This window comes from Jonquetella sp. BV3C21 (genome assembly GCF_000468895.1).
GTDB classification, from domain to species: domain Bacteria; phylum Synergistota; class Synergistia; order Synergistales; family Dethiosulfovibrionaceae; genus Jonquetella; species Jonquetella anthropi.
The window spans coordinates 66,773-82,904 of the sequence record NZ_AWWC01000006.1; the positions used below are offsets into that span (position 1 = coordinate 66,773).

10 protein-coding genes and 1 CRISPR repeat array (1 of these 11 only partly in view) are annotated in these 16,132 nt (G+C 59.9%); all 10 genes read left to right on the forward strand.

What is annotated here, in order from left to right; all coding sequences use genetic code 11:
- Positions 1-1,544: a CRISPR direct-repeat array (repeat unit 29 nt; unit sequence CTGAGCTCCACGCAAGTGGAGATGTCCCC) (it extends 376 nt beyond the left edge of the window).
- A 148-nt stretch (positions 1,545-1,692) separates the two neighbouring features.
- The 10 genes from HMPREF1249_RS08065 to HMPREF1249_RS01360 all read left to right on the forward strand — a co-directional run bounded on the left by HMPREF1249_RS08065 (position 1,693) and on the right by HMPREF1249_RS01360 (position 16,132).
- Complete coding sequence (locus tag HMPREF1249_RS08065) at positions 1,693-4,335, forward strand: MuF-C-terminal domain-containing protein (protein ID WP_021775694.1); 2,643 nt, start codon at positions 1,693-1,695, stop codon at positions 4,333-4,335.
- Between the two features lie 140 nt (positions 4,336-4,475).
- Positions 4,476-6,569, forward strand: coding sequence for an LPD3 domain-containing protein (locus HMPREF1249_RS08070; protein ID WP_231366865.1), 2,094 nt, complete (start codon positions 4,476-4,478; stop codon positions 6,567-6,569).
- A 280-nt stretch (positions 6,570-6,849) separates the two neighbouring features.
- Positions 6,850-7,833, forward strand: a complete 984-nt coding sequence (locus HMPREF1249_RS01325; RefSeq protein ID WP_021775723.1) for a sugar ABC transporter substrate-binding protein — start codon at positions 6,850-6,852, stop codon at positions 7,831-7,833.
- Between the two features lie 46 nt (positions 7,834-7,879).
- Positions 7,880-8,629 (forward strand): ATP-binding cassette domain-containing protein, encoded by a 750-nt coding sequence (locus tag HMPREF1249_RS01330; protein ID WP_021775687.1) that lies wholly within the window; start codon positions 7,880-7,882, stop codon positions 8,627-8,629.
- Complete coding sequence (locus tag HMPREF1249_RS01335; protein ID WP_423786927.1) at positions 8,626-9,579, forward strand: ABC transporter permease; 954 nt, start codon at positions 8,626-8,628, stop codon at positions 9,577-9,579. The genes HMPREF1249_RS01330 and HMPREF1249_RS01335 overlap by 4 nt, the downstream gene beginning before the upstream one ends.
- An 81-nt stretch (positions 9,580-9,660) precedes the next feature.
- Positions 9,661-10,938 carry a dicarboxylate/amino acid:cation symporter gene (locus HMPREF1249_RS01340; RefSeq protein ID WP_008522402.1) on the forward strand — a complete coding sequence of 426 codons (1,278 nt, stop codon included), beginning with the start codon at positions 9,661-9,663 and terminating at the stop codon, positions 10,936-10,938.
- A 113-nt stretch (positions 10,939-11,051) separates the two neighbouring features.
- On the forward strand, positions 11,052-13,145 hold the full coding sequence (locus tag HMPREF1249_RS01345; protein WP_008522064.1) for a pertactin-like passenger domain-containing protein: 2,094 nt from the start codon (positions 11,052-11,054) through the stop codon (positions 13,143-13,145).
- Between the two features lie 132 nt (positions 13,146-13,277).
- Positions 13,278-13,946 (forward strand): PAQR family membrane homeostasis protein TrhA, encoded by a 669-nt coding sequence (gene trhA, locus HMPREF1249_RS01350; protein ID WP_196792679.1) that lies wholly within the window; start codon positions 13,278-13,280, stop codon positions 13,944-13,946.
- Between the two features lie 92 nt (positions 13,947-14,038).
- Positions 14,039-14,917 (forward strand): MurR/RpiR family transcriptional regulator, encoded by an 879-nt coding sequence (locus tag HMPREF1249_RS01355; RefSeq protein ID WP_008522067.1) that lies wholly within the window; start codon positions 14,039-14,041, stop codon positions 14,915-14,917.
- A gap of 174 nt (positions 14,918-15,091) precedes the next feature.
- Positions 15,092-16,132: a FecCD family ABC transporter permease gene (locus tag HMPREF1249_RS01360; RefSeq protein WP_008522404.1), complete on the forward strand. Its 1,041-nt coding sequence runs from the start codon at positions 15,092-15,094 to the stop codon at positions 16,130-16,132.

Genomic DNA, 16,132 nt, shown 5'->3' on the forward strand with positions numbered 1-16,132 from the left:
CGCAAGTGGAGATGTCCCCATAAGGACGTACTCAAAGCAATTAGGACGCTCCTGAGCTCCACGCAAGTGGAGATGTCCCCCAAGGAGAACCGCCGGAGCCAACGCGCAGCACCTGAGCTCCACGCAAGTGGAGATGTCCCCGCAACTTAGCTTTCTCTCAAAACGCTTTACCTCTGAGCTCCACGCAAGTGGAGATGTCCCCGCCCCCTTCAATAATGCCGTCGATGGAGCCGGCTGAGCTCCACGCAAGTGGAGATGTCCCCAACTGTAGTCACGGAAGAGCCGTCTTCGTCAACTGAGCTCCACGCAAGTGGAGATGTCCCTACACAAGGCATGGACTGGGGCCGTAGCGATGACTGAGCTCCACGCAAGTGGAGATGTCCCCCAAGGAGAAGTCAGTCGACAAGGAGAGCCAACCTGAGCTCCACGCAAGTGGAGATGTCCCCTACCTAAGGCCAAATCCCCGGTCGTTATCGCGCTGAGCTCCACGCAAGTGGAGATGTCCCTTACAACCGAATCATCATCGCCGGCAACATTACCTGAGCTCCACGCAAGTGGAGATGTCCCCAAAACCGATCAACTGCTCCACAGGCTTCAAACCTGAGCTCCACGCAAGTGGAGATGTCCCCATAAGGACGTACTCAAAGCAATTAGGACGCTCCTGAGCTCCACGCAAGTGGAGATGTCCCTTCAAAGATTCTTGGATCTTGGAACATGGAACACTGAGCTCCACGCAAGTGGAGATGTCCCCGAAGTTACCGTCGAACGACGGTATACTGAGTTCTGAGCTCCACGCAAGTGGAGATGTCCCTTCCCTGATAATCATCAGGGCGCACATATAGACCTGAGCTCCACGCAAGTGGAGATGTCCCCCACTCTAAGGCACTATAAAAGTCCATAATGCCCTGAGCTCCACGCAAGTGGAGATGTCCCCGATTTGACGAAACTAAAAAGCGGCGCCGAAGACTGAGCTCCACGCAAGTGGAGATGTCCCCTCTGCGCGATTGACGGTGACGGGCTGGCCGAGCTGAGCTCCACGCAAGTGGAGATGTCCCCAGCCAGGTTACACCGTTAGCTATGCTAACGGTCTGAGCTCCACGCAAGTGGAGATGTCCCCTTGACGCCCTCTCCGCGTACTGGAACGCCATCCTGAGCTCCACGCAAGTGGAGATGTCCCCGAGCTACAGCGTCATGTCATCTATCCTGTTGACTGAGCTTCACGCAAGTGGAGATGTCCCCTTTCGCGTGGCCTGCGGCGCATAAAAGCCTAGCTGAGCTCCACGCAAGTGGAGATGTCCCCCAGTGTTTGACGCTATCGGCGCAGTTGGCCGACTGAGCTCCACGCAAGTGGAGATGTCCCCAAGACCGCAATCGACAAGAACAAGACGGACATCTGAGCTCCACGCAAGTGGAGATGTCCCTTGATACCTTCTGTCTCTGACAACTTGATAGACCTGAGCTCCACGCAAGTGGAGATGTCCCCGCCACGGCTGCGGCTAGGCGGGCCGGGTTCAGCTGGTCTCCACTCAAGTGGAGATGTCTTCGCCTCAGCAGCGACCAGACGGGCAGGGTACAGCTGCCCTCCGGCGCGCGGAGGCGATCCTTGGCTCGGCTCCGCTTACGGCTTGTTCGACCAGTCATTCGTTCAGGGGCTGGAACGCGCCCCGGGCGGTTCTTACTTCCCGCGCCCTGATGGGCGCCGCCGCTCGGGGCTTTGTCTCGTCAGCGAAAAACGACTTCTGGACGCTCTCCGGACAGGCACTCATTAACAGCGCGACGTGGGCGCCCCGCCTTGGCTCGGCCGAGTACTTCTGGAAGAACTCGGCCGGCTCGCTCTACCAGTCGATGAGCGACCTCAAGGGACCGGACGGAAAGTACCTCGACCCCAAAGTGGCTCGGACCATGGCGACGGGCTTCGGCTCAATCGTCGCGGCCATCGAATACATGTCCCTTTACCGTATGGCCGGGTTGGTGATCCCGAGCGCCCTCAAGAACGCGCCGGGCATATCCCGCTTCCTATCGCTGCCCGAACAGCTGCGGAACGTCACAGAGAAGGCGTTTGCCAAAACGACGCTGGCCAAGCTCATGACGACCAAGACGTTCAGCGGGCTCCTGCTTCGTCAGGGGGCCAACTACGCCGAACAGGTTTTTTCAGAATCACTTGAAGAGGGCGAACAGCAGTTCGTCTCCGAGCTTTCCATGGACGTGGCCCGCTGGGTGGCCGGCACCCCGACGCGCACGATTGGCGAATCTATTCGCAACGCGCTGTCCGAAGGCGTTTCGACCACGGCTCAGAGCGTGCCGGTCTTCGCTACAGGCATGTTGCCCGGCGCAATGCTGGGCGTTGGCGTTGCGGCGGCAGAACACGCCGGTTACAGCCTTTCTCCGGCGGGCCGGCGCGCTAAGGCACTAGAAGCCATAGAAAAAGCCGCCGCGTCTCAAGAAGAGACGCAAGCGGCTGAAGAAGCGACGGCAGAGGGGAAGGCAGAAAGAAACAAAACGTCCGAAGGGCAAGTTCAGGAACAGGCGGAAACGCCCGTGTTCGCGCCCAAGGCGGCGTTGGAAGAGTTCTTCCAGTCGGCGCCTGAGGCCGCCGCCCTAGCGGAAGAAATGGGCATCTTGAAGCGCGCCGAAGTCAAGGGCACGGGCGAAGTGGTGATGACGTCCGAAGAGTTCAAGCGGCTGGCGGAAGCCGCGCCCGACCTGACGGCCAAGCTCGGCCAAGACCTGCGCTACGGCACGAGCGGGGAAACGGTACGGGAGCTACACGCCAAACTCCAGAAGCAGGACCGGCTTCACGACCCGCTCGAGCAGAACACGCCGGAAGCGAAAGCCGCCGTCACCCTGAGGGAAACCATGAGGAAGCAGTTCGTCGAGGCGGGGCAGAGCGACGAGTTAGCCGCCATGAACGCTGACCTCTATAGCCGCTACGTCTACCGCCGAGTACTGGACAAGCAGGCTTCAGGGCGGGAAGCGACCGTTGAGAGCGAGCATAAGCTCCAAGTGCGCAAGTGGGAGGAAGCGCAGTTAAAGGGCGACGCCGGAAGCCTGTATGGACAGGACCAGCAGCCTGCCATGTACGAACAGCGCTTGAACCAAGACGAGAAACAATGGTCTCAGGTCATAGACAATCTCGCGCAGACCGACGCCCGGGTTCAAACGCAAATGATGAGAACCCCGCTCGTATTTACGCTTGTCACAACTCGAGACGGAAGCAGCGTTTCGCCTTATCCTCTCTTTGTCTCGGCAGGGAAACTGCAGAAAATCCAGCGGGATCACCCGTACATGACCAACGACGTGCTGAAGCAGATCCCCAGAGCGCTGGCCGATCCTATTGCTATTTTCAGGTCTGCGGAGAACTCCAAAAATCCGAACGGTCTTGTGGCGATGCTCGAACTGCGCGTTCCAGTCAATGCGCAGGGAGAAAAGGACACGGTTATTGCGGCGTTACATTTGAATGCGAAAAAAAGTCATGCAGACGTTGACATCAATGTCCTTACTTCGGCCTATGCCAAAGCGAACGAGAGAGTTGATCCTGTTAAGCCGAACCCTAAATGGTTCACGTCTCAGGAAAAACTAAACAATCTCGTTTACGTAAACACAGAAAAAAGTTCCGCTTGGTCGCAGACGACGGGGGTTCAATTCCCCAGTGTGGCGACCAAACGGAACTTTCTGACAAACAGTATAAAGACTGAAGCCGACCTTGTCAAGGCTCGAAAAGAAGGTGGAAACCAGTTTTACCAAGGCGGAACCGAGGTCAAGCGGCAGGGCAAGCTGAAGCAGGACCGCGTCGAATGGGGGCGCGCCGTCGACAGATTTGTCGCCGGCGAAATGGGCGAGCTTGAAACCGTCAGAGTTATGGACATGCCGCTGGCTTTGCAACTGGCGGGGGCGCTGAAGAACGAAATTGTAGCAGGATACAAATTTTTCGAGCACACGCTCCAAGGGAAGCACTCGGAACAGATCTCCCCGGCTTTGATGAAAAAGCTGGTGACGTCTTTGGCTGACCCAATCATGGTGTTCGATTCGGACAGTCACCCGGGGACGTCTCTTGTGGCGATGCTGGAGCTGCAGGATAAGCAGGGGGCGACGGTCGTCGTCCCGGTTCGCCTGCAGATGAACCCCGGCGATCCTAATTCTCCGGCGATCCTGTCTTCGTTTTACGGCAAGGGGAACAGCAGCACAGGGGTTCCCAGCAACCGCTGGTTTGTCCACCAGATTGAAAAGGGCAATCTCAAGTACATCAACACAAAAAAAGCACCCGCTGGAGTAGTGCCTCAGGGCTCCAATTGCCCAAAGTCCTTGCTCCATCAGGTCCTTTTAAGGACAGTATAAAGACTGAAGCCGACCTTGTCAAGGCTCGAAAAGAAGGTGGAAACCAGTTTTACCAAAGCGGAACGCAGGGGCTAGGAGAGCCGCTAGTCCGTGAGGGCCTGACGAGAAAATCGGACGACGCGCAAGCTCAGGTCGTCCATATGGCAGAAAATGCTGTGCCTGAGTTTGACCGGACACGTGACTTCCGCAACTGGCTCAAGTCAATCCTGATGGCCGACGGCAATCCGCCTGTGAAAATTGTCTCGACGGGGGACGTGGCAGGATTTACAAAATCCAATATTGAGGCTTCTCTGAAACGCTCACGCTCGTCGGAGCATAGAAACGCGTACGCCACGCTGCGCCGGATGATCTCCCTTGCCGAATATGACCATTACGAACCCGCAGACGCTAAGCACCCGTATGTTCAGGGGCAGGATGTGTATTATTCGGCGCTCTCAGTTGGCGATAAGTTGTATTCCGTGAAACTTAAACTAGACGTGCTTCCCGAGGCGGGACGATCCAACGAAAACGTAACTTATAAGGACCATCGCTTGGCCGAAATAGAAATAGCGCCCGCCCTGTACCGCAGAGTACTCGGGGAAGCCCAAGGCTCTGCGCAGGAAGCGGACGCAATTTCTACCGTCAGTTTAGGCATTCTGCGCGGGGATGTCAAGCCGTCGGCGTACGACGGCGCGCATTTGTCGCAAGATTACCGCGGCTCTATTCAGTTCACTCAGGACGGCCGCTCGCTGGTGACGCTGTTTAAGAACGCCGACGCCAGCACGTTCGTCCACGAGATGGGACACATGCTCCTGAACGACCTCATCGCCGACGGGACGGCGTCCGACGCGTCAGAGCGGGCGAAAAGCGACTTGGCGCTGGTGGCCGACTATCTGGGACTGGACGAAAAGGTCTTCAAAGGCTCCGATAAAGAGAGGCTGCGCGTTGGACACGAGAAGTTCGCCCGGAGTTTTGAGGCCTACCTGCTCACAGGTCAAGCGCCGTCGATGGGGCTGAAGGGCGTGTTCGCCCGGTTCAGGAAGATGCTCTTGTCCATCTACGCCGACGTTCGGGCACTGGACGTCGAACTGTCGCCTGAGATCACTGAGCTGTTCGACCGGCTGCTTGCCACGCCCGAAGAGATGGACGCCCGAATGGCTGAAGAGACGACGGTGAACCAGTTGGCCGTCGAGGAAGAACTGGGTCGTCAGCGGCTGGAAGAGCTGGAACGGGAAATGGCGAACGCTCCGGAGCGGGAAGAAACGCCATCGATGTCGAACGACGGCGATCAGCTGATATCGAGGAAATTGGCCCAGCGGCAGAGCCGGATAGCCTACGAGGAAGGCCGGCGCGCCGAGCGGCAAAGGGGAACGGACCGAGCCAAAGAGGCCTACCAGCGCGGAAAGGCGATGGCTCGGGATCAGATACTGAGGAAGATCGAACGCCTCAAGGAAGCCAGAGAACGGCGTCAAGCCCTGCGGTCTGAGGTAAAGTCGATTCTGGCGGAGATCAAGAAAGCCGCCGCTGATAAGGAAATGAGCTGGGCGACGTCACGGGAGCTTCGAGAGTTGCTGGAGGACTACACGTTGCGCAAGCCACGGAAAGACACGCTCCAACGGGCCGCTGATTTGAAGGCGTATCTGGAAAGCAACCCTGAAGTCGACCTAGCAGATTTCAACAAGCAGGACATCAAACTGCTGCATATGCTCGAGACGACCACGCTGGGAGACATGACGATGGCAGACCTGCGCGGGCTCTCTTCCCGGGTACAAGAACTTCACCGTAAAGGGAAGTGGGAGTACGTTCAGTGGGAGGGCGAGCGGAAACAACGGCGGGACGACTGGTTGGGAAAACTCATGGACGACATCACGAAGATGCCGGCCAAAGAGAAGGAAGGCACGATCACCAGCTCTGATGACTTGCGCAAGCAGTATGAGGGCGTGACTGGGGCGCTCGCCAAGGTCAAGGACAGCGTACTGCCTTGGACGCTTGGAGCCAACAGACTGTTCGACTGGATTGGTGGGGGAAAGGGAACCTACCAGAGCAGCTTCACCAAGTTCTTCGTCGACCGGGTGAACGAGGCCCGCGACGGCATGCTGCGTCACGTGTTTGACCGACGCCAGCAGGTTGAAGCGGCCATGGCTGAGTTTGGGATTACCCCCGATCGACTGGCTACGCGGCGGCGCGTTGAGTTTGACGCGACGCTTTCCGGGCAGGCGGTCTTGTCCTTGCCAAATATGGCGGACGAGGATTGACCGAGCTTTTCGCCCCCCGGGCGGAAACGGGAGTATTCGGCAGGGGCTTCCTTTTTGTTGAAAGAACCAGCGATAATTGTTTTCTGACGACTAAAAAGCGATACGGTTTAATTAATCCATGATAGAATAATACGTCAAAGTAATTGGAATGTTACTGCGACGCGATCCTTGCGGCTGTTCCAGCTGATTTGCGGGCTGGGACGATTTGTGGGACAAAGGCGTTCCGTCCGTTTGGGCCGGGGCTTTTGTTGAGGCTGAAAGACGAAGGAGGAGGACGGTTATGAAGAGAGCTTTATGTGCGCTGGCGTTGGCTGGTCTGATGGCTTCTGGCGCTTGCGCCGCTGAGTTGGCTCAGAGCGGCAAGGGAATGACGATTTGGTTTGACGCCGGCGGTTCGGTGGGCGAGCCTTACGCGACGACGGTGGTCAACGGGGCGCTGCAGGCTGCGGCCGATACGGGCTGTGACCTGAAGGTCGTTTACAGCGACTGGGCGCCGGAGAAGATGCTGGAGAACTTCAAAAACGGTCTGGCCAACAAGGCGGACGGTTTTGTGGTGATGGGACATCCGGGCGACGAGGCGTTCGCGCCGTTGATCGATCAGGCGTTCGCTCAGGGCGCTTTAGTCACCTGCGTTGACACGGCTCTTCCGTCTCTTCAGGAGAAGTACGCGGCTCGGGGCTTTGGGTACATCGGCACGGACAACTGGCGTCAGGGCGAGGCGATGGCGAAAGAGCTTCTTCGCCGCACGAACCTGAAGGAAGGCGACCGGGTGTTCCTGTGGGGGATCAAGAGCTTAGAGCAACGCGGCCGCCGCGCCCGCGCGATGACTGAGGTGTTCGAGAAGGCGAAGCTGAAGGTCGATTTCCTTGAGATTTCACCGGAGATCAGCAAGGACGTTTCTCTGGGCGCCCCCGTGCTGGCCGGATACCTTTCTTCTCACCCGGACTGCAAGATGGTGGTAGTGGACCACGGCGCCCTGACTGGCCAGCTGGGCAACTTCCTGAAGGCGGCCGGCCTGGGGCCTGATGCGGTGTACGGCGCTGGCTTCAGCCTGACGCCCGCGACGGTAGCGGCGATTCAGAGCGGCTACGTGGATCTGGTCAGCGAGGCTCAGCCCTATCTGATGGGATATCTGTCGGTGATCGGTCTTGTGCAGACTCACAAGTACAGTTTTGCCGGGCTGAACGTGGATACCGGCGGCGGGTTCATTTCTGCCGACAACATCGAGCAGATTGCGCCGCTGGCGAACGCCGGGATGCGCTAATTATTGGGTCCCTTCGGGGACCCTTTTTTGTTTGAGGGAAAAAGATATGACCCCATTACTGACGATCAACGGCCTTAAAAAAAGTTTTGGCTCGGTGGCAGCCCTTCGGGATCTTTCGTTTGAGCTGTATCCCGGAGAGGTAGTGGCCCTGTTGGGCGACAACGGCGCCGGCAAGTCGACGGCGGTAAAGATCATTTCAGGCTTGTATCGGCCGGACAGTGGCCTGATGCGGCTGAACGGTCGGGATATTGACTGGCGGAAGTACGACGTGAGAGCGGCCCGACGGCTCGGCGTGGAGACGGTGTATCAAGAACGGTCTTTGGCGGAGCGTCAGCCGCTGTGGCGCAATTTTTTCTTGGGCCGCAACCTGAAAAACCGCTGGGGACTGATCGACGTGCCCCGGCAAAAGCGGGAAGCGATGAAGGTGCTGGGGGACTTCCTCGGTTTGAAGGGAGCTGGGCTGGACCCGGATGCCTGCGTGGCGTCACTGTCCGGCGGCGAGCGTCAGGGGCTGGCTATCGCCCGGGCGGTGTACTTTGAGTCCAGCGTGGTGCTCCTTGACGAGCCGACGACGGCTCTGGCTGTCGGAGAGGTGAACAAGGTGGCCGGTTTCGTCGACGGACTTCGCAGCCGCGGAACGGCATGTCTGTTGGTGTGTCATGACCTGTCCATTGTGGAGCGGCTCGCGGATCGGTATCTGTTGATGGAGCACGGGCGGCTGTCAGCCTGTTGGCGGCGCGGTGAAATTTCGATGGAGGGGCTGGCGCACAGGCTGGCTTTTGGAGAAAAATGGTGAGGCATTTAAAAAAATATCAGTCCCAGTGCATTGTCACGCTGGCGTTTGGGCTGCTGATCGGCGCGTTTTACATCGCTTCTCCGGTGACGTTTGGCGGTTCGGTGATTTACCGCTCGTTTTTGAGCACTCTGCCGCCGGTGACTCTGCTGGCCTTGGGCCTTACCTTTTTAATTATCATGGGGCAGATGGACCTGAGCTTCCCGTCGGTCAGCGCCCTTGGAGCGTGGATTTTTGCGGTTGGTCTCCGCGGCGGGCTGCCGCCGTGGTTCGCTGTGGGGCTGGCTTTGGCCGCCGGCGTGGGGGCGGGCTGGCTGAACGGCATCTTGGTGGCGTATCTCCGAATGCCTGGCATGATCGCGACGATCGGGACTCAGTTCGCCTGGCGTGGATTTTTGCTTCTGGCGTCCGATGGGTTGGCTCTTCCTTTGGCCTCGTTTTCCAGAACGGCGCCTTTTCAGGTCTTTGCCGGGCGAATTGGCTCGTGGATGCTGCCGGCGCAGGCACTGTGGGCTCTTGTGATCGCCGGAGGGTGCGCTGTGGCGCTGAACCGGACGCCTTTCGGCGAGGCGGCTCTTTTTGTGGGAGATAACCGGGGCGCGGCGGAGATGATGGGGATTAAACCTCGGCGGGTCATTATGAAGGGCTATCTGCTGATGGGCTTCCTAGCGGCTCTGGCCGGGCTGATCTCAACCGCCGAGCTGGCGAACTGGTGGCCAACTCAGGGCGACGGCTACATGCTTCTGGCCTTTGCGGCGGTTTTTGTCGGCGGGACGTCGGCCCAGGGCGGCGAGGGGACGGTTTACGGTACGGCCGTCGGGTCTTTGATCATCGGTATTATCGAGGGCGGGATCGTGGCAGCCGGTTTGACCGGGTTCTGGACGCGGTTGATTCACGGCTTGGTGATTATCACGTCGGTCTGTCTGTACTCGCTTTTATCCCGCCGGCGATAGGCTCGGCCGGCCGCTTTAAGTCGACTTTTTTATTTTATCGTGCTACGATAAGTCCATATTTTGTGAAAGGGGTAGAGCACGATGAAAAAGAAAAGTTCTCTGACGGCCCGCGTGATGGTTGGGCTCGTTGCGGGCATTTTGATTGGTCTGGCTGTGAACCGTATGGATCCCGGCTTTCTGCGGGATCAGCTGTTGGTCGGCGGCCTGTTCAATTTTATGGGGCAAATTTTCCTGCGGCTGATTATGATGTTGGTTCCGCCGCTGGTCGCTGTGAGCATTGCGAACGGCGTCGCGGGAATGAACGATATCGGCAAGCTGGGGCGGGTCGGCGCCAGAACGCTCGTCTACTACGCCCTGACGACTTTGGTGAGCTGTATGATCGGTCTGGCCTTAGGGCTCTTCTTTAAGCCCGGCGCGGGGCTTGATTTGGCGTCTCTGCAGGCGTCGGCGCCTCAGGTGGCGGCGAATACTTCGGCGGCTCGGAACGTGTGGGACACGCTGCTGCAGCTGGTGCCCACGAATCCGTTCAACGCGCTGTCGACGGGCAATATGCTTCAGATCATCGTCTTCTCGCTGTTTATCGGCGTCGGCATCGCCGTTTTGGGAGAGAAAACGCGCCGGCTGGCCGGGGCTTTGAACGAGCTGAACGACGTGCTGATGCACCTGATCGGGGTCGTGATGGAACTGGCGCCGTACGGCGTTTTCGGTTTCATGGCCCGTACGATGGGCAGTCTGGGCTTTAATGCTTTGCTGCCGTTGGCCCGCTATGTGGGAGTGTTCTACTTGGGGTTGGCTCTGTGGGGAGTTTTCGTCGCCGGCGGGCTGTTGGCGAGCCATGGGCTGAGCCCGTTCACGTATCTCCGAAAGTTCGGCAAGGTGATGGCTCTGTCGTTCTCGACGGCGTCAAGTAACGCCACCTTGCCGCTGAACATGGCTGTGACGACCGAACAGCTTGGCGCGTCGGGCCGGATTGCCGCGTTCACTCTGCCGTTGGGGGCGACGGTGAACATGAACGGCACGGCGCTGATGCAGGGCGTGGCGGCGCTGTTTGTCGCTCAGATTTACGGCGTGACGCTTCTGCCGTCTCAGCTGTTTTTTGTGGTGCTGACGGCCACGCTGTCGGCAGTCGGAACGGCCGGTGTCCCCGGTGCCGGAACCGTGATGCTCAGCATGGTTCTGGCAAGCGTCGGCTTGCCGCTTGAGGGCGTTGGGCTCGTCTTTGCCGTTGACCGCATTATCGACATGGGACGCACGACGGCCAACATTACCGGCGACAGCATCTGCACGCTGCTGATCTGCAAGGCGGAAGGCGAGTTCAACAAGGAAGTGTTCCTGAGCGCTGAAAAGCCGCTGGAGTAACTTTTCGGCGGAAGAAATTTGTTCGGTACGGGCGCGTACGGTGAGGGCGGCATCTGTTTGAGGGAACAGTTGTCCTTGAGCGGGAGGGTAGTGTCAAAGACGGAGGTTCTCTCATGCGGTTGAAGTTATCCTTTCTGTCTGCCGTCGCGTTGGCGATGGCTGCGTCGCCGTCGTTTGCCGGCGGGGCTGTGGAGACGCGGGACGACGATGTCATTGCGGTGACGGATAGCGGGGCCCCGGCTGTCATGGCTGTTGGGTCGGAAATTCACCTGCCGAATCTGAAAAAAGTGACTACGTCGGGCGAGTCGAGCACCGCGCTGATGGCGTTGCGTGGCGGAAGCATCGTCACCGCCGGGCCGAAGGTCGAGACGACAGGGCCGGCGTCCTTTGCGGTGAACGCTGCCGGCGGGGAGATTACGTTCACCGACCGCGCGGAAGTTCACACGTCCGGCTTCCTCGGCATGGGCGTGTGGGCGATGAACGGCGGCGGGATTTCGTTTCAGAAGGGCGTTTCCGTGACGACCGAGGCGGAACTTGGCGGCGGCGTCGCGGCCCGGGGTGGTTCCATTGAGGTGGAAGGCCCGTTTTCTGTGCTGACGAAAGGCCCGGCGGCGATGGCGATTCATGCGGCGCAGGGCGGCTCGGTAAGCGTTTCGGGTCCGGCGGACGTGACGGTCGAGTCGGAGTACAGCACGGCAGTCGACGCGTTCAGCGGTTCGATCACGCTGGATCGCGTGACGCGGCTGAACGGAAACGTCCGTTGCGAGACGTCTGCTGATATGACCGACTCGCCGGGCCGAGTGAACTTGACGTTTGCTCCCGGCAGTCGGTGGGAGGGCGGCGCGTTGGTCTGCGACCGACTGATCGACCCGGACGGCGACGGCAAGCCGACCGATATTCCCGACACGGTCAGCCAGCTGAACGTCACCTTGGCCGGGACGTGGCGGCCCAAGGACGTCCAGATTTATGACTACAATCATGACACGGGGGAGTACGACCCGATCGGTTCGCCTTACGGCAGCCGGGTCTCCACGCTGGCGCTTCGCGGGGGAACGGTCGACCTGACGGGAGAGAGCGGGCGTACCGTCACGGCCCAGCGGCTTGAGGGGAACGGCAAGTTCCTGATGGCTGCTGACCTGCAGGCCGGGACTTCCTCGCAGATTATCGTTACTCAGGCGGCCAGCGGCCGCTTTGCGTTGGACGTGACCGACAAGAGCCGCGCGGCGACGTACAAGCCCACGGCTCTGGTGACCGGGGTGCAGAGCCGCTCTTTTGTGCTGGACGCCTTTCACGGCAGGCGGTCGATGTATCAGGACGACCTCGTTTTCGGGTCGGAACTGGGCCTGCCGGAGGGAATGTATCTGGTTCGCCGCGACGGATTAAACGGCAATCCCCCGCGCCGTCTCTATGAGGGACTTGAAGAGACTGCGGCCGGGCTGGCGTCGGGCCTGTGGCTTGACGATCCTCTCATCGGCGAGCCGGGCGCCGACGCGTCGGTTTGGCGCGGCCGGGGAACGGTGGAAAGCGACGACGGCCTCGTCTGCCACGACTTCGACGAGGACGGCTGGAACACCTTCTGGGGAAAAGAAGCGGCGGGTAACGCCGCTTGGGGGCTCGCTCTGTCGGGCGTCAAAAGGGATTTTGACAGCGTCTCATCTCGGTCTTTTGCCGCCGGCCTGTGGGGCAGCGTCCACCTGGGCGGCGTGAAACTGTCGGCAGCCGTGAGCCGCGAGAGGATCAAGACGTCCGGCGGTCAGCTGGAAGGGGCGATGATCCGCCGCGGCTGGGCCGGAAAACTGCAGGTCGAAAAGGCCTTCCAGATCAGCGGCTTTGAGATAACGCCATGGGCCTCGGTCACGTCCCGGCGCGTCGGCTCCGCTCAAGGTCGGTTGGACGGCGACGCGCTGAGCGTCGACGCCACGACCGTCTGGCGCGGCGAGACCGGGGTTCGTGCCGCCCGAAGCTGGGCCAACGGGACCGGCTCACTCTGGCTGGCCGTCGGCCGGAACTTTCAGGGCGACGAGACCCTGTCCTGGGTCGGCTCTCGGCTGTCCGAGAGCTACGAAGGGAACTATTGGCGCGCCGGCGGGAGCGTGAAGGTCAACCTGTCGCCGTGGAGCCGGCTGGAGCTGTGGGGACAGCGATGGGGCGGCGACGGCGCGGCCCGGCGCTGGAACGCCGGCCTGCAGGTCAAGTTCTTGTTCTGATGGGGAAAACGGCGCCTGCCGAAAAGGCGGGCGCCGTTGTTTATTTGACCGGGTATAATATGAATGCTTTGCGAGGCCATCATCGGCTCCTTTGTCGGCCATCGGCGGGGAGCAAAAGGGGAAGGTGAGACGATGAAAGGCAACAGTCTGCCGGAGTTTACTCGGGAAGAGCGGCGCGACGACGTGATGAGCGCCGTCACGCACGGGATTGGTTTTTTGATGGCCGGGGCGTTTCTCGGCCTGACGCTGTGGAAGTCCATTGCGGATCTCAGCGCCCGTCGAATCGTGGCGTTTTCGATTTACGGGGCGTGCCTGCTGTTTACATATCTCAGCTCGACGCTGTATCACAGCTTTCGTCAGGGACGGACGAAGAACTTCTTTCGGCTGATGGACCACTCGTCGATTTTCCTTTGCATCGCCGGGGCCTACACGCCGATTATTCTGGTGCCGTACCACGGCGCGCTGATGGTCTCCCTGCTGTCGGTCATATGGAGTCTGGCGCTCGTTGGTATTCTGTTGAAGGCGGTCAGCTTCTGTTGGGGCGGGCTGAACAGGACCGAGATCATTTCCGTGACGCTGTATTTGGTCATGGGGTGGATGTCCTTGGCCTTGGCGCCGTCACTCGTCATGCGGGTGGGCTGGGGCTTCCTGCTGTTTATCTTGGGCGGAGGGCTGGCGTACAGCGCCGGCGTGTATTTCTACGCCAAGGAGAGCATGAGGTACAACCACACGGTTTGGCACCTGTTCATCCTGCTGGCGTCATCGCTTCAGTTCACCGGCTTCTTCGTTTACCTCACGTAAGGTCTTAGGCGGCGCCTTTGGGCGCCGCTTTTTCGTTCGGCCGGCTGCTGTGCTACAATCGAAAAAAGACGAACTCTACAGGTGGGAAGGTTATGACTCAAAACGTTACCGATGTAATCCGCAGCCGGTACGGAAAGCTGACGAAAAAACAGCGGCTCACCGCCGACATCATGCTGGCCGACCCGGAGTCCATGGCGTTCATGACTCTGAGGGATCTGGCGGCGGCCGCAGGCGTCAGCGAGATGACCGTGCTTCACACGTGCGCGGCGCTGGGGTTTGAGAACTACAACCAGCTGAAGTACGAGTTCCGCCGGTATTTGACCCTCAAGGCGAAGGTGGACATACAGGAGCAGTGCGGCTACCCGAACATGGAGGTCCCGTCGTACGAGCTGAGCGAGCCGGCCAAGCTGATGGCCCAGATCTGCGACGAGGAAGCCCAAGTGTCGCGAGGCTTTTTCGAGAGCGTCGGCCCGGTGTCCCTGCTCCATGCCGCCGAGATGATCGTCGAATCGCGGGTTACCCTCATGGCTGCCCGGGGCGTGTCGATGCAGGTCGCCGATTTCCTGTCCATGCGGCTGGCAATTATGGGCTTGCCGGCGGTGGTGATGAATACGGAACAGAACGACAGCCTGCACGCCGCCCTGCCGTTGCTTGGCAAGGGCGTCGCCCTGATTGCCATATCCATGCCCGACTATTACATTATGACCACCAAGGTCTGCGAGTTCGCCCGCCGTCAGGGCGCGTCGATTCTCGGCTTGACCGATCACCTGAAGGCGCCGATAGCCCAGTACTGTGACCTCTTGCTGACCGCTCCGACGGCGACCCGGCTGTTCATCAACACCATCGGCCCGATGCTCTCGTTGGCCAACCTGCTGAGCGCGGCGGTGAACATCCTCAAAAGCCGTCACGCCGGCAAGAAGTTTGACGCGCCGGTTCAGTTTTCCAAGCTGTTTTCCGGGGACGCGGAATAGGGCCGAGCGGGAGGCACCGGCGGAGGAAAGCTGGTGGGCGCCGCAGAACGTTGACAGTTTATTTAGGCTAACTTATAATTTAACGGTGAACTCCAGCGGAGGACTGGTGGCTCCAGCGGCCTTCAGGCAGCAGGAGCCATTTTTGTACTTGAACGGTGAAGAGGGGCGAGACGGGTGGAACAGGGAGAAACGCTTCTGCAGCGCCAGTATCGGCAGTACCTTGCCAGAAAGGTGTCGTTCATCGTCCTGCTGGCCGTCGGGCTGGCTGTTATCGCGGTCGTTTCGCTCAACATCGGCTCGTCGGGCATGACGGTCCGGGAGAGCCTGAATGCCCTGCTGAACTTCGGCCCGCCGGTGGAAAAGCACGCCCGAATCGTGTTTGACATCCGTATGCCGCGGATTATCGGCGGCTTCTTCGTCGGGGTGAGCATCGCCTTGTCGGGGCTGATCATCCAGTCGGTGCTCAACAACCCGTTGGCTTCGCCGTCAACGCTTGGGATATCGTCCGCGTCGGCCTTCGGGGCGAACGTGGCGATCATCGTCTTTGCCCGGCTGGGACTGGAAACGAGCTCGCTCGTCACGAGCGGCGTGTCGTTCCTGTCGGCCATCTGCTGCATGGTCTTTGTGCTGGCCCTTTCGAGCCTCAAGCGTTCCGATCGGACGACGGTTCTCCTGGGCGGCGTGGCGGTCAACGCGCTGTTCGGCGCCATGATTGTGGTCGTCCAGTTCTTGGCCGACGACACCGAGCTGGCCTCGGCCGTGTCGTGGACCTTCGGCGATTTAGGGCGGATCAATTACTCGGAAATCCGAATCATCATGACAGTCACGCTCCTGTCGGTTCTGGCCGTGCACCGTCTCAGGTGGCAGTTCAACGCCATGGACATGGGCGAGCGGACCGCCCACTCGCTGGGGGTCAACACAAAGGCGATTCGGAACCTGTCAATCGCCTTGGCGGCTCTGAATACCGGGGTGAGCGTCGCCTTTGCGGGCATTATCGGCTTCGTGGGGATCCTCGCGCCGGCGATGGTCAAGCGGGTCATCGGCGAGGACAAACGGTTCATGATCCCCGCGTCCCTGCTGACCGGGGCGCTGATCGTGCTGGCCGGCGACGCGGTCGCCCGGACGGCCGTGTCGCCGCTGGTCCTTCCAGTCGGCGCGGTGACGTCGCTTCTCGGCGCGCCGGTTTTCGTGTACCTGCTGATGACGGAGCGCTGA

Bases quoted from the DNA above. Each gene is read 5' to 3' on its own strand.
- HMPREF1249_RS08065 (WP_021775694.1), top strand. From the start codon at position 1,693: ATGGGCGCCGCCGCTCGGGGCTTTGTCTCGTCAGCGAAAAACGACTTC.
- HMPREF1249_RS08070 (WP_231366865.1), top strand. From the start codon at position 4,476: ATGGCAGAAAATGCTGTGCCTGAGTTTGACCGGACACGTGACTTCCGC.
- HMPREF1249_RS01325 (WP_021775723.1), top strand. From the start codon at position 6,850: ATGAAGAGAGCTTTATGTGCGCTGGCGTTGGCTGGTCTGATGGCTTCT.
- HMPREF1249_RS01330 (WP_021775687.1), top strand. From the start codon at position 7,880: ATGACCCCATTACTGACGATCAACGGCCTTAAAAAAAGTTTTGGCTCG.
- HMPREF1249_RS01340 (WP_008522402.1), top strand. From the start codon at position 9,661: ATGAAAAAGAAAAGTTCTCTGACGGCCCGCGTGATGGTTGGGCTCGTT.
- HMPREF1249_RS01345 (WP_008522064.1), top strand. From the start codon at position 11,052: ATGCGGTTGAAGTTATCCTTTCTGTCTGCCGTCGCGTTGGCGATGGCT.
- trhA (WP_196792679.1), top strand. From the start codon at position 13,278: ATGAAAGGCAACAGTCTGCCGGAGTTTACTCGGGAAGAGCGGCGCGAC.
- HMPREF1249_RS01355 (WP_008522067.1), top strand. From the start codon at position 14,039: ATGACTCAAAACGTTACCGATGTAATCCGCAGCCGGTACGGAAAGCTG.